Raw genomic sequence first — 15,644 nt, 5'->3', positions numbered from 1 at the left:
ATTCATCGACAACCGACTCTGACGCGAGGGATGCAGCGATGGCCGGCGAAGACAGACTGCGTGACTATCTCAAGCGGGCGACCCTGGACCTCGCCGACACCCGCCGCCGCCTGGCGGAGAACGACGCCCGCAAGCACGAACCCATCGCCGTCATCGGCATGGCCTGCCGCTACCCCGGCGGGGTGAACGGCCCCCAGGACCTCTGGGACCTTGTCGAGGACGGGCGGGAGGGCGTGGGCGCCTTCCCCACCGACCGGGGCTGGGACCTGGAGAAGCTGTACGACCCCGACCCCGAGAAGCCGGGCACCACCTACACCCGGCGCGGTGGGTTCCTGCACGACGCCGGCGAGTTCGACGCCCCCTTCTTCCAGATGAGCCCGCGCAACGCCCTCGCGACCGACCCCCACCACCGGCTGCTCCTGGAGATCAGCTGGGAGGCGTTCGAGAGCGCCGGCATCGATCCGGCGTCGGCGCGCGGCAGCAGAACCGGCGTCTACACCGGGATGATGTACGACTACTACTCGACGCAGTTCCTCGGGCGGATGCCCGACGACATGGACGGCACCCTGCTGATCTCCAGCGCCCCCAGCGTCCTGTCGGGCCGGGTCGCGTACACCTTCGGCCTGGAAGGGCCCGCGGTCACCCTCGACACCGCGTGCTCGTCGTCCCTGGTCGCCATCAACCTCGCCGTGCAGGCGCTGCGCGGCGGTGAGTGCGCCACGGCCCTCGCGGGCGGCATCACGGTGATGGCGACCCCCGACTCGTTCGTGGCGTTCTCCCGGCAGCGCGCGCTCGCCCCCGACGGCGTCTGCAAGTCGTTCTCCACCGACGCCGACGGCGCCGTATGGGCCGAGGGCGCGGGCGTGCTGCTCCTGGAACGGCTCTCCGACGCGCGGCGCAACGGCCACCGGGTGCACGGCGTCATCAAGGGGATCGCCGTCAACCAGGACGGCGCGAGCAACGGCATGACCGCGCCCAACGGCCCCTCCCAGGAACGGGTCATCCTCCAGAGCCTCGCCGACGCGCGGCTGGAGACCCAGGACGTCGACGTGGTGGAGGCCCACGGCACGGGCACACCCCTCGGCGACCCGATCGAGGCGCACGCCATCCTCGCGACCTACGGCCGCGACCGGCCCGCCGACCGGCCGCTGCGCCTCGGCTCCGCGAAGTCGAACATCGGGCACACCCAGGCTGCGGCGGGCGTCGCGGGCATCATCAAGATGCTCATGGCGATGCGGCACGGCGTGATGCCGCGCACCCTGCACGTCTCCGAACCCTCCCACCATGTGGACTGGGCGTCCGGCGCGGTGGAACTCCTCACCGAAGCGCGCCCCTGGGAGCGCCGCGGCGACGAACCCCGCCGGGCCGCCGTGTCGTCGTTCGGGATCAGCGGCACCAACGCGCACGTCGTCCTCGAAGAGCCCGCGGACACCCCGCCCGACCCCGCCGGGACGGCGCCCCGACCGGACACCACGACCGCGTGGGCGATCAGCGGGCGGACCGCGGCGTCCCTGCGCGAACAGGTGCGGCGGCTGTACGACCGGGTCGCCGCCGACGGGACGGTCCACCCCGTGGACGTGGCCCACTCGCTCACCACCAGCCGCGCCCGCTTCGACCACCGCGCCGTCGTATGGGGGACCACCCGCGCGGAACTGCTCGACGCCCTCGCGGGCCACCTCGACGACCGCCCCGGCACCCCCGTCGCCGTCGGTACCGCACGCGGCGGGCCGCGCACGGCCTTCCTCTTCACCGGACAGGGCGGCCAGCGCCCCGGTATGGGACGCGACCTGTACCGCGCCTTCCCGGTCTTCGCCGCCGCCCTCGACGAGGTGTGCGCCGCGCTCGACCCGCATCTCGACCGCCCGCTGCGCGAGGTCATGTGGGCCGCCGAGGGCAGCGCGGACGCCGAACTGCTCGACCGGACCTACTACACCCAGCCGGCCCTGTTCGCCTACCAGGTGGCGCTCTTCCGTCTCCTCACCTCCTTCGGCGTGACCCCGGACCGGGTGGCGGGCCACTCCGTCGGCGAGATCGCCGCCGCCCACCTCGCCGGGGTGTGGGACCTGGCCGACGCCGCCAGACTGATCACCGCGCGCAGCGCGCTGATGCAGGCCCTGCCCGCGCGCGGAGCGATGGTCGCCGTGGCCGCGTCCTACGACGAGGTGCTCCCCGAACTCGACGGCATCGGCCACCTGGTGGACGTGGCGGCCGTCAACGGCCCCGCCGGTGTGGTGCTCTCGGGCGACGAGGAAACCTGCCTCGCCGTGGCCGGGCGATGGCGCGAGCGCGGCAGGCGCACCCGCCGCCTCGATGTCAGCCACGCCTTCCACTCGCCGCTGATGGAGCCGATGCTCGACGGGTTCGCCGCCGGGCTGACGGCCCTCACCTTCCACGAACCCCGACTGGACCACGAGACGAACCTGGGCTCCGACCGGTCATGGTCCGACCCCGCCTACTGGACGGACCAGATCAGGAACACCGTCCGGTTCGGCCCGATGGTCGACCGTCTGGCGAACGCGGACACCGGCACCTACCTCGAACTCGGCCCGCGCCCCGTGCTGTCGGGGATGGTCCGCGAATGCCTGCCCGACACGACGGCGACCGTGGCGGCCACCTACCGCAAGGGGTACGGGGAGCCCGAGGCGCTGCTCGCCTGCCTGGCCGAGGCGTTCGTGACCGGCAACGACGTCGACTGGACCGCGGCGGCGCCCGGCGGAAGGGCCGTCGACCTGCCGACGTACGCCTTCGACCGCGAACGCTACTGGCTGATCGCCCCGCCCGCGCGGGGCGGGATCACCGCCGCGGGACTGCGGGAATCCACCCACCCGCTGCTCGCCGCCGCGGTCGATGTCGCCGCCGACGGCGGTGTGGTGGCGACCGGACGGCTGGCGCTCGCCGATCTGCCGTGGCTCGCCGACCATGTGATCGGCGGTGTCGTGGTGGTACCGGGAGCCGCCCTGCTCGACCTGGTGCTGGAGGCCGGCGGCCAGGCCGGGTTCGACCGGGTGGACGAGCTGACCTTCGAGGCACCGCTGACCCTGCCGGCCGAGGGCGCCCTGTCGCTCCAGGTCGCGGTGGACGGCACCGACCGTTCGGTGCGGGTGTACTCCCGCGCCGACGGCGACGACACCTGGACGACCCACGCCTCCGGCTCCCTCTCGGCGGCCCCGTCCGCCGCCGCCCCGGTCCCCTGGGCGAAGGCATGGCCGCCCGCCGACGCGGTGCCCGTCACCTTCGACGGCGCCTACGACCGGCTCGCCGAGCTGGGCTACGCGTACGGACCCGCGTTCCGCGGTGTCACCGCCGCCTGGCGCAAGGGCGACGAACTGTACGCCGAGGTCGAGGTGGTGGCCGACGCCCGGAACGAGGGGTTCGGCCTCCATCCGGCACTCCTCGACGCGGCGTTCCACCCGTACCTCTTCGAGGGCGACGGCACGGAACTGCGGCTGCCGTTCGTCTTCGGAGGGGTGCGGCTCGCCACCCGGGGCGCCTCGGCGCTGCGGGTGCGGCTGACCCCGGCGGGACCCGACGGGCTCACCGTCGAGGCCGCCGACGCCTCGGGCACCGAGGTGCTCACCATCGGTGAACTGCGGGTGCGCCCCGTGTCGGTCGCCTCGCTCGTCGCCTCGATGGGCGGCGCCGCGGGCCCCGCCGGATTCCATGGACTCGACTGGACCCCCTTCCCCCTCGCCACCCCCGACGGCACGGCCCGCTGGGCGGTGGTCGGGGAGCCCGTACCGGGACTGCCCGGCTACGCGACCTTCGAGGAGCTGGCCGCCGCCGTGGACGCGGGGACCTGCGCCCGGCCCGCGTTCGTGGCCGTCCCCTGCGCGGACGCGGACGCCGATGCCGACGCCGATGTGCCCGCCGCCGTACGCGCGGTCACCGGCCACGCCCTGGACATCATGCAGCGCCACCTCGCCGACGACCGGCTCGCGGACTGCCGGGTCGTGTTCCTGGCCGGCCACCGCTCCCTGACCGCCGGAGCCGTCTGGGGCCTGGTGCGGGCCGCCGCGATCGAGCACCCCGGCCGGTTCGCGCTGGCCGACGCGAGGGCGGACTCCGCCACCGACCGCTCCCTGCTGGCCGCCGCGATGGCCGCGGGGGAGTGGCAGTGCCTGGTCGAGAACGGCGCCCTGCGCGTACCGCGCGTCGCACGCCGCTCCCCGGCCCCCGATCCGGCGCCGGACCTCGGCACGGGCACGGTGCTCGTCACCGGCGGCACGGGCGGGCTCGGAGCGCTCGTCGCGACCCGCCTGGTCGAGCGGTCGGGGGTCCGCGATCTGCTGCTGACCTCACGCCGGGGCATCGAGGCGGACGGCGCGCGCGAGCTCGTCCGGAGCCTGGAGGAGCTCGGCGCCTCGGTCCGGGTCGCGGCCTGCGATGTGTCCGAGCGCGGCCCGCTCACCGAACTGCTGGCGTCCCTGCCCGGGGACAAGCCGCTCACCGCGGTCGTCCACGCGGCCGGTGTGCTCGACGACACCATGCTGGAGAAACTGACACCCGAGCGGATCGACACGGTCTTCCGCCCGAAGGTCGACGCGGCCTGGCTGCTCCACGAACTGACGGCCGGAATGCCCGTACGGAGCTTCCTGCTGTTCTCGTCCATCGCGGGCGTCCTCGGCAACGCGGGACAGGGCAACTACGCGGCGGCCAACGGGTTCCTGGAAGCACTCGCCGCCCACCGGCGGGCCGCCGGACTGCCCGCGCTCTCCGTCGCCTGGGGGCTGTGGGCCACCCCCTCCGGGATGGGCGCCGGGCTCACCGCCGCCGACGAGGTCCGCCTCGCCCGCTCCGGGGTGACGGCGCTGACCGCCGAACAGGGCCTCGAACTCTTCGACGCCGCCGTCCGCGAGACCGGGGGCGACCCCCTCGTGGTGGCCGCCCGCTGGGACCGCACGGCGCTGCGCGCCCACGCGGAGGACGGCGGCGAGGTGCCCGTGGTCCTGCGCGGCCTGGTCCGGGTCGCGCGCAGGACGGACAGCACGGCCGCGCCCGTGTCCGCCGGTCTCGCCGAACGCCTCGACGGACTCTCCCGGGAGGAGGCCCGCCCGGTGACCGTCGACTACGTCCGGGCACAGGTGGCCCGGGTGCTCGCGCACGGGTCCGCCTCGGACATCGACGTGGACCGGACGTTCAGCGAGCTGGGCTTCGACTCCCTCACCGGGGTGGAGCTGCGGAACAGGCTCAACGCCGAGAGCGGTCTCCAGCTCCCCGCCACGCTGGTCTTCGACCATCCGACGGTCGCCCAGCTCGCGGACCGGCTCGTCGCCGAACTCGCCTCGTCGGCCCCGTCCGTGACCGACCTGCTCCGCGAGGCGCTCGACCGGATCGTCCCCCGGCTCGCGGACGCGGACGCCGACGAGCGGGCACGGGTGGCGGCGGCACTCCAGGCAGCCCTCGACGGCATGGGCACCGCCGCCCGCGCCGACGCGGCACAACTCGACGCCGCGACCGACGAGGAGATCTTCGCCTTCATCGACAAGCAGCTCTGACCCGCGGCTTCCCACGCACACGAATACATAGGGGTTCACACATGGTCGGCGAGGACAAGCTCCGCGAGTACCTGAAGCGGGTGACGGTCGAACTGACGGACACCCGCCGTCGGCTCGCGGAGGCCGAGGCACGCAGGGACGAGCCCATCGCGGTCATCGGCATGGCCTGCCGGTTCCCCGGCGCCGACAGCGTCGACGCCTACTGGGACCTGCTGCGCACCGGCCGCAGCGCGGTGGTCGACGAGGTGCCCGACGGGCGCTTCGACCTCGACCCGTGGACCGAACACGGGGTGTACACCCGCCGGGGCGCCTTCCTGTCCGACATCACCGGATGGGACGCCCGGTTCTTCGGGTTCCCCCCGCGCGAGGCGCTGCGCATGGACCCCCAGCAACGGCTCCTGATGGAGCTGGCCTGGGAGGCCATGGAGGACGCCGGCACACCCGCGCCGGAACTCGCGGGCAGCCGCACGGGCGTGCTCGTCGGCTTCTCCGACACCCTCCAGTACGGGCGCCTCGAAGCGGACCGGCAGGGCCCCGGCGTCTACAGCGACCCGTACATGGGCCAGGGCACCTCCGCGAGCGTCGTGGCGGGGCGGCTCGCCCACCGCTTCGATCTGCGCGGCCCCGCGCTCGCCCTGGACACCGCCTGCTCGTCCTCGCTGGTCGCCGTGCATCTGGCGGGCGAGGCCTTGCGGCGCGGCGAGTGCGATCTCGCGCTGGCGGGCGGCGGATTCCTCGCCATGCAGCCCGACCTGTACGTGCACGGCTGCGCCACCTCCATGCTGTCGCGCACGGGACTCTGCAAGACGTTCGACGCGAGCGCCGACGGCTATGTGCTCGGCGAGGGCGGCGGACTCGTCGTCCTCGCCCGGCTGTCCGACGCGATCAAGGCGGGACACCGTGTCCGCGCGGTGCTCCGCGGCTCCGCCGTCAACCAGGACGGCCGCAGCAACGGTCTCACCGCGCCGAACCGCGCGGCCCAGGTCGATGTGATCCGCCGCGCCCTCTCGGCCGCGCGGACCTCGCCCGACCAGGTCGCCTATGTCGAGGCGCACGGATCGGGCACCCCGCTCGGCGACGGGATCGAACTCGGCGCGTTGCAGGACGTGTTCGCCGCCGGGGAGCGCGAACAGGCCCTGCACGTCGGCGCGGTGAAGACCAACATCGGTCACACCCAGGCCGCGGCGGGCGTGGCCGGGCTGATCAAGGCCGTGCTCGTGCTCGAACGGGGCGTCGTCCCGCCGAACCTGAACATGACGGTCCCCGCCGAGGCCGTCCTCGCCTGCGACACGGTCCGCCCCGCGGCCGGAGTGACCCCGCTGCCCGACGGCGACGAACCGCGGATCGCCGGGGTCAGCTCCTTCGGCTGGTCGGGCACCAACGCGCATGTGGTGCTCGAAGCGGCTCCCGCGCCGGAACCGGCCGCCCCGCCCCGGGACGGCGCCCGCGCGAGGGCGCACCTGCTGCCGGTGTCGGCGGCGGACGGCGCCGCGCTCGGCGCGCAGCTGACCCGGATGGCCGCGGGCGCGGAAGGCGTCCGTGTCGCCGATGTGGCGTTCACCCTCCAGACGGGCCGCGCGGCACACGAGTACCGCCGCGCCGTGGTCGCCACCAGCACCACCGACGCGGTCGCCCGCCTCGCGGCGGCGGCCGGGGCGCCCGGGGTACGCGGCGCCAGGAAGCGGCCCACCGTGGCCTTCCTGCTCCCCGACGACGGTGACACCGGCCGGACCCGGGACGCCGGACGCGAACTGTACGAGAGCGAACCGGAGTTCGCCGCCGCGGTGGACCGGTGCGTGGCGCTCGTGGCCGAGATGTGCGGCGCCGCCCTGCGGCCCGCCCTGTTCGGCGGCGGCGTCACGGACGGCACCGACGAGGGTACGGGGAACAGCGCGCCGGACGGCGCCGGGGACCTCGTCCCGCTCGCGCTGTTCACCACCCAGTACGCGCTCGCCCGGCTGCTCGCGCACCAGGGCGTCACCCCGGACGTGCTCGTCGGCCACGGCACCGGCGAGTACGCCGCCGCCTGCCTGGCCGGACTGCTCACCCTCGACGGCGCGCTGCGGCTGGTGGCCGCGCGGTCCGGTCTCCTCGACGGCGCGGCCACCCCGTCCCCGGACGGGGCGACCCCCGCCCCGCAGGCGCGCGAGACCCCGGGCCCCACCGTCGTCTCGGCCGCCACCGGCGCCGTCCTGACGAGCGCCCCCACGGCCGACCCGTCGCACCGGCCGGAACCCGGCGACGGCCCGGACCGGTTCGCCGCCGTGGCGCGGACCTGCGCGGAGCACGGGGTGGACATCTGTGTCGAGCTGGGCACCGGCCCGCTCGGCGGCGCCGTACGGCGGACCTCCGGAGCCGACCGGGCACCCGTCGTCCTGTCCGCGCCCGCCGACGGTGACGGCGACGGGCGGGCCCGGGTGCTGGAGACCGCGGGGCGGCTCTGGGAACTCGGCCTCCCCCTGGACTGGACGGCGCTGCGGCAGGGCGAGGGGACACTGACCGGGCTGCCCGCGTACCCGTACCAGCGGGAGCGCTTCTGGATCGACCCGCCCGCCACGTCCGAGCCCGTGACGGCTCCGGCGGCTCCGGCGGCGGACCGCACGGCCGATACGTCCGTACGGCTGCTCACCCAGCGGTGGACACCGGCGGAGCCCGTGTCCGGCCCTGGCGGCACGGGGCGGTTCGTGCTGGTCGCCGACGCCACCGGGACCGCGGACGCGCTCGCCACCCTGCTGCGCGCGGACGGCGCCGACGTGCTGACCCTGCGCGGTGACAGCGGGACCACGGACCCCGCCGCCGTGCGCGGCGAGGGCGCGGTCACCGTCGTGGACCTGACGGCGCTCGACCACACCGGACCCGGTGACAGCGGTCGCGCGGTCCACGCCGTGTCACGGACGCTCGCCGGGTGGGGCGCGGCGGGCGGGGACGACTGCCGCGTCGTCGTGGTGACCCGCGGCGGCCAGGGTGTCGACGGAGCGGGGAGCGCGGACCCGGCCCAGGCGGCGGTCGCCGTACTGCCGGTCGTCGCCAACCAGGAGTACCTCGACCTGGACAGCCGCTGCGTCGACCTCGACCCCGCGTACCCGGTGGACACCGCCGCCGCCGTCCTCGCCGCCGAACTGCGCGGCCCGTCCGACGCGATGCTGGTCGCCCACCGGGGCGAGCGGCGCTGGACACCCGCCTATGTGGCGGCGGACACCGGCGACATGGCCACCGGTACGGGCGAGACGGCCACGGAGGCCGGTGACGTACCCGCCGACGCGCCCGCGGTCCGGACCGGCGGCACCTATCTGATCACCGGCGGACTCGGTGACGTCGGACTCGTCATCGCCGCACATCTGGTCGCCCAGGGCGCCGCCCGGGTCGTGCTCACCAGCCGCCGCGGACTGCCGGACGACCCCGACGACCCGCGCCGCGCCGCCGTACACCGGCTGCGCGCGCTCGGGGCCGAGATCACCACGCCCCGGGTGGACGTCACCGACGCCGCCGCGATGCGCGAACTGTTCGCCGGGGCTCGCGTCGACGGAGTCCTGCACGCAGCGGCCGACACGGGCACCGACACGTTCCGGCCGCTGCGCGACCTGGACGAGCCGACCGTCGCCCGGCACTTCGGGGCGAAGACCGAGGGCGCCCGGGTGCTCGCCGCGACGATCGACGAGCTGCCCGCGGACCGGGCCCCCGACTGGTGCGTCCTGTTCTCCTCGACCTCCGCCCTGCTGGGCGGGGTGACCTTCGGCGGTTACGCCGCCTCGAACGCGGCCCTCGCGGCGTTCGGCGGACACCTCTCGCCCGGCGGTACCCGCTGGATCTCGGCCGGCTGGGACACCTGGGCCTGCACGCTCGACAAGCTCGACGGCGGGATCGGCGCGAGCCTCGTCACGTACTCGATGAGCGACGCGGAGGCGCTGGACGCGCTCGACCGGCTGGTGGCGCGGCGTCCGACCGCCGTGGTCGTCGCCGTCGGGGACCTGGACGGCCGTCTTCCGAGGCCCGCCACGGGCGTCACCGCCCCGGTGTCGCACGCGGTCATCCGGCACCCGCGCCCCGAACTGCCGCAGCCCTACACCCCGGCGCTCGGTGCCACCGAACGCGCCCTGGCGGAGCTGTGGACCGATGTCCTCGGCATCGACCCGGTCGGAACCCGTGACAACTTCTTCGACCTGGGCGGCACTTCGCTGCTCGTGCCGCATCTGCTGGGCCTGGTCAAGAAGCGGTTCGGCGTGAGCCTGCCCACGGTGACGCTGTTCGAGGCGCCGACCGTCCGCGCGCTCGGCACCGCGATCGATCTCGCCCGCACCTCGGCCGCTCCCGTCAGCTCAACACCCTTGCCAGCATCAGCCGTTGCGGTGCCCTCCGCTCCCGTGGCCGACGCCGCCGAGATCCCGAGGGCGGCCGTCAGCACCACTGAGGTGCCGGTGTCCGACACCGCTGCTGAGGCGTCCGCCGGGCAGCGGACACCCCGGACGGACCCCCGGCCGGAACCGGTGCCGGAGGAGGAGCTGGACCGCCGTATCGCGATCGTCGGCATGGGCGGCCGCTTCCCCGGCGCCGCCGATGTCGGCCGTTTCTGGCGCAACCTGTGCGACGGCGTCGAGTCGATCACGTTCTTCTCGCCCGAGGAGATGGCGGAGGCCGGTGTCCCCGCCGAACGGCTCGCCGATCCCGCCTATGTCGCCGCCCGCCCCGTCCTGGACGACATCACCGGCTTCGACGCGGCGTTCTTCGGCATGAGCCCGCGCATGGCCGCGCTCACCGACCCGCAGCAGCGCCTCTTCCTGGAGGTCTGCTGGGAAGGACTGGAGCACGCGGGCTACGCCCGGCCCGACAACCGGGGCCGGGTTGGTGTCTTCGGCGGTACGCACATCAGCACCTATCTGCTCGGGATGAAGGACCGGCTGGGCGACGACGTGTCCCAGTTCGAGATCGCCATCGGCAACGAGAAGGACTCCCTCACCACCAACGTCTCCTATCTGTTCGACCTGCACGGTCCCAGCGTCGCGGTCCAGACGTTCTGCTCGACCTCCCTGGTCGCCGCGCATCTGGCCGTGCAGAGCCTGCGCTCCGGCGAATGCGAGATGGCGCTCGCCGGCGGGGTGTCGATCCGCGTCCCCGACCGGACGGGCCATCTGTACACCCAGGGCGGTATGGAGTCCCCCGACGGGCATGTGCGCACCTTCGACGCGAAGGCGCGCGGCTCGATGTTCGGCGACGGCGCGACCGTCGTCGTCCTCAAGCGGCTCTCCGACGCGCTGCGCGACGGCGACCATGTGTGGGGGGTCGTCCGGGGCTCCGCGATGAACAACGACGGCGCCCTCAAGGTCGGGTTCACCGCGCCGAGCGTCACGGGCCAGGCCCGGGTGATCGCCGCCGCGATGGCCGACGCGGGCGTTTGCGCCGAGGACATCGGCTACGTCGAGGCGCACGGCACCGGCACCCCGCTCGGCGATCCGATCGAAGTGGCCGCGCTGACCCGGGCGTTCGGCACCACGGCGGAACGCCAGTACTGCCCGATCGGCTCCGTGAAGACCAATGTGGGCCATCTGGACCGGGCCGCGGGTACCGCGGGGCTCATCAAGACCTCGATGGTGCTGCGCGAACGGCTGATCCCGCCGACGCTGCACTTCACCACCCCCAACCCCGAGATCGACTTCGCGAACAGCCCGTTCTACGTCAACACCGAGCTGAAGCCGTGGGCCGCGCCCACGGGCCGGCCGCGGGTCGCGGGCCTCAACTCGCTCGGGATGGGAGGCACCAACGTGCACATGGTGGTCGAGGAACCGCCGCGGCGCCCCGGGCCGGGACCCGACGACCCGGACACCGCCCGGCGTTTCCAGGTGCTGCCCCTGTCGGCGCGCACCGCGACCGCCGCGGACACGGCCGCCCGGCGGCTGGGCGAACATCTGCGGACCGTGCCGGACGCCCGGCTCGCCGATGTGGCGTTCACCCTCCAGGAGGGACGCAAGGTCTTCGAGCACCGGCGCGCCGCGGTCGTGCCGAGCGTCGGGGCGGCCGTCGCCTCGCTGACCGGCGCCGACGACGCCACCCCGCCCTCGGTACGCACCGACGCGGCACAGGGCCGCCCGGTCGCCTTCCTGTTCACCGGTGTCGGAGAGCAGTACCCCGGCCTCGTCGGCGAGCTGTACCGGCGTGAACCGGTGTTCCGCACGCACCTCGACAGCTGCCTGGAGCGCCTGGCCGACGAGATCCCGGATGTGGACGCCCTCGGTCTGCTGACCGGCGCGCGCGGCGGCGGCGACGATCTCGCCGCGCTGCTCGGCCGCGCCACCACCACCGACCCGCGCGCCGCCGAGCTCGACCGGACGGAGGTGGCCCAGCCGCTGCTGTTCGCCGTGGAGTACGCGCTGGCGGCCACCCTGACGGCCTGGGGCGTGCGTCCCTCGATGATGCTCGGCTACAGCCTGGGCGAGTACGTGGCGGCCACCCTCTCCGGTGTGCTGTCGCTGGACGACGCGCTGCGGCTGGTCGCCCACCGCGCCCGGTTGATCAGCACGGTCGAGCCCGGCGCGATGACCGTCGTCCCGCTCCCCGCCGGGGAACTGGAGAGCCGCTTCGGCCTCACCGGGCGCGGGCTCGACATCGCGGCGGTCAACGGCCCCGGGACGGTCGTCGTCGCGGGCCCCACCCGGACGATGGCACAGCTCACGGACGACCTCACCCGGGCCGGGACCGCCGCCAGGCCGCTGCGCACCACGCACGCGTTCCACTCCCGGATGCTCGCGCCCCTCGCCGGGGAACTGACCGACTGGATCGCGGCGAACATCACGCTCCGCCCGCCGACACTGCCGTACGTCTCCAATGTGACGGGCGCCGTCGCGGACGCCGACCTCGTCACGGACCCCGGCTACTGGGCGCGCCATATGTGCGCGACGGTGCGGTTCACGGCCGGAGCCGAGGTGCTGCTGGCCGACCCCGGGGCCGCGGTCGTCGAGATCGGGCCCGGCCAGTCGCTGTCCGCCCTGATCCGCGCCGCGGGCTGCCCCCCGGACCGCTGGCCGCTGATCACGGCGACGCTCCCCGGCGCCTCCGACCCGCGTCCGGCGGACGAGGTGCTCACCGAGAGCCTCTCCCGGCTGTGGCTGACCGGCGTGGACATCGACTGGGCCGCCTACCACGGCAGGGGCACGGCCACCGAGGCCCCGTACGACGTGGCCCCCGGCCGCATTCCGCTGCCCACGTACCCCTTCGAACGCCAGCGGTACTGGATCGACCCGGCCACCACCGCACCCCCCGCGGACACCTCCGCCGTACCCGCCGAACCCACCACCTTCGCCGACCTCGACCGGGTGCCCCGGCAGCCGGAGGAGAAGTGGCTCCATCTGCCCGTGTGGCGGCAGAGCGCGCCGCCCCCGGCCGCCACGCGGCAACCCGCCTCCTGGCTGGTCTACTCGACGGCGGGCGCCGCCGACGCCGTGCTCGCCGGGCTGCGGGCCGCGGCCGGGTCCGACGGCGCCGCACTCGTCGTCGCCAGACCCGGTACGGCGTTCCGCGCCGGCCCGGACGGCTTCACCCTCCGGCCCGGCGAGGTGGACGACGCGCTCGCCCTGCTGCGCGCGCTGCGCGCCGACGGGGTGGCACTGGAGCGCGTGGTCCATCTGTGGACCCTCGACGACGCGCCCGGCGGCGACCCGCGGACCATGGCCCTCGGACTGCACAGCCTGGTCGCCCTGGCCCGCGCCGCGTGCGAGCTCTCCCTGGACGGCTGGGCACTCGACATCGTCTCGGCGGGCACCCAGCAGGTGCTGACCGGCGCCGAGGCCCGTCCCGCCGCTGCGACCGTCATGGGACCCGCCCTGGTCATCCCGCTCGAATACCCGACGGTGACCACCCGTCTGATCGACGTGGAGCCCACCACCCCGGCCGGCCGTGTCGTCGCCGAACTGCGCCGCCCCCGGACGGAACAGACGGTCGCGCTGCGCGGCGCACACCGCTGGGTGTGCGGCTACGACACGGTGGTACCCGAGCCGCTCGACGCGGCCAGGACCGTGCTCCGTGAGCGGGGCGTCTATCTGATCACCGGCGGCCTCGGTGGCATCGCGCTCGGCCTGGCCGGGCAGCTGGCCCGCGAACGCCGCGCCCGGCTGGTCCTCCTCGGCCGCCGCGGACTGCCGCCGCGCGAACGCTGGGACGCCATCGCGTCGGGCGCCGAACCCGCCGACGACACCACCCGCGACCGGGTGCGCCGCGTGCTCGACATCATCGCCCTGGGCGCCGAGGTCGAGATCGTCACCGGTGACGTGGCGGACCCGGGCGACGTACGGCGTGCCGTCGAGGTGGCCCGTGCCCGGTTCGGGGCGCTGCACGGCGTCCTGCACGCGGCCGGGGTCCCGGGCACCGGGCTGATGCAGTTCCGGCGACCGGAAGACGCCGCGAACGTACTGGCGCCGAAGGTCGCGGGCAGTACCGCGATCGCCGAGGCCCTGCGGTTCGGCCACGACGACGAGGTGCCCCTCGACTTCCTGGTGCTGTTCTCCTCGATCACCTCGGCCACCGGCGGCGGACCGGGCCAGGTCGACTACGCGGCGGCCAACGCCTACCTCGACGCCCACGCGGCCCAGCTGTCCGCGCCGGGCCGCCGGGTGCTCGCCGTCGACTGGGGCGAGTGGACATGGAACGCGTGGGACGACGGACTCGGCGGCTACGACGACGAGCTGCGGACCTTCTTCCGCGACCACCGCGCCACATTCGGCATCGGCTTCGAGGAAGGCTGGCGCACCCTGCTGCGCGCCCTGGCCACCGGCGGGAGCCGGGTCGTGGTGTCCACCCAGGACCTGGCGACGATGGTGCGCTTCAGCACCGGGTTCACCGTCGACGCGGTGACCGCCCCGGCAGCACGGGGCACGACGGGCGAACGCCATCCCCGGCCCGAACTCGTCACCCCGTTCCAGGAGCCCTCGCCCGGCTCCGAGGAGCGGATCGCCGCCATCTGGTGCCGCGCCCTGCACCTCGAACGGGTGGGCGCCGGTGACAACTTCTTCGAACTCGGCGGCAACTCCCTGCTCGGTATCTCCCTGCTGGCCTCGCTGCGCGCGGAGTTCACCGGCACCGAACTGCCGCCGCACATCCTCCACGAGGCGCCGACCGTCGCGGCGCTCGCGAAGGTCGTGGACGCCCCGAACGGGACGGACCCCGGCCCCGACACACCCGCGGGCCGCGACAGCGGCGCGCAAGGGCGACTGCGCCGCTCCGCGATCAAGGCCGCCGCGGCCAGGCGCCGCACCTCGTGAGACGACGGACAACAGCACACAGCCGACCAGCACGGACACGGAGAACGGAGAGGTCATGACCCTCATCGGCGTAGTGGGCGCGGGTGTCATGGGTGTCGGGGTAGCCCAGAACTTCGCGCAGTACGGACACGATGTCGTCCTTGTCGACAAGGACGAGGACATCCTCGGTACGGCGCGGGAGACCATCACCCGCAACTGCCGGATGAGCCGCCTGATGGGCGGGCCCGCCCTGGACCCGGAGGAGATCCTCGCGAGGATCACCACCACGGTGGACCTGGACGCGCTCGCCGGGGCGGCCGTCGTCGTGGAGAACGTCACGGAGAACTGGGAGATCAAGCACGAGGTCCATACGATGCTCGACAAGATCTGCCCGCCGCCGGCCGTCCTGGTCGTCAACACCTCCGCGATCCCTATCACCAAGGTCGCCGCGGTGGGGCGCCACCCCGAACGGGTCATCGGGGTGCACTTCATGAACCCGGTGCCCGCCAAGCCCGTCGTGGAGCTGATCCCCGGCTTCCACACCTCGCCCGGGACCGTCGAGCTGACCCGTGAACTGCTGCGCGGGATCGGCAAGAACGCGATCGACGTCAAGGACGCCTCCGGCTTCGTCTCCAACCGCGTCCTGATGCTGACCGTGAACGAGGCGGCGTTCCTCGTCCATGAGGGCGTCGCCACGGCGGAGTCCGTGGACGAGGTCTTCCGCGGCTGCTTCGGCCATCCGATGGGCCCGCTGGAGACCGCCGACCTGATCGGTGTCGACACGATCCTCTACAGCGTCGAGGTCCTGTACGACCACTACGCCGACAGCAAGTACCGGCCCTGCCCGCTGCTCAAGCAGATGACCGACGCGGGACTGCACGGCCGCAAGACCGGCCGCGGCTTCTACACCTACGACAGCTGAGGA

3 protein-coding genes are annotated in these 15,644 nt (G+C 74.3%); all 3 read left to right on the top strand.

Features of this window, described 5'->3' with window-relative positions; genetic code table 11:
• Window positions 1-56 precede the first annotated feature (56 nt).
• Genes AB852_RS16060 through AB852_RS16015 form a run of 3 tightly spaced genes read left to right on the top strand, consistent with a single transcriptional unit; the run spans window position 57 to window position 15,641 of the window.
• Window positions 57-5,495 (top strand): type I polyketide synthase, encoded by a 5,439-nt coding sequence (locus tag AB852_RS16060; protein WP_425444173.1) that lies wholly within the window; start codon window positions 57-59, stop codon window positions 5,493-5,495.
• A gap of 41 nt (window positions 5,496-5,536) precedes the next feature.
• A complete protein-coding gene (locus AB852_RS37875; protein WP_079184644.1) occupies window positions 5,537-14,740 on the top strand; it encodes a type I polyketide synthase in 9,204 nt (3,067 codons plus the stop codon).
• Between the two features lie 55 nt (window positions 14,741-14,795).
• Window positions 14,796-15,641 carry a 3-hydroxyacyl-CoA dehydrogenase family protein gene (locus AB852_RS16015; RefSeq protein ID WP_073788617.1) on the top strand — a complete coding sequence of 282 codons (846 nt, stop codon included), beginning with the start codon at window positions 14,796-14,798 and terminating at the stop codon, window positions 15,639-15,641.
• Window positions 15,642-15,644: the final 3 nt, after the last annotated feature.

The organism is Streptomyces uncialis (assembly GCF_001905345.1).
In the GTDB taxonomy this organism is placed as follows: domain Bacteria; phylum Actinomycetota; class Actinomycetes; order Streptomycetales; family Streptomycetaceae; genus Streptomyces; species Streptomyces uncialis.
Note: the sequence above shows the minus strand (reverse complement) of the source record. Positions and strands in the feature narration are given on the sequence as shown.

Coding starts and splice junctions, on each gene's coding strand:
- AB852_RS37875 (WP_079184644.1), top strand. CDS start 5,537: ATGGTCGGCGAGGACAAGCTCCGCGAGTACCTGAAGCGGGTGACGGTC.
- AB852_RS16015 (WP_073788617.1), top strand. CDS start 14,796: ATGACCCTCATCGGCGTAGTGGGCGCGGGTGTCATGGGTGTCGGGGTA.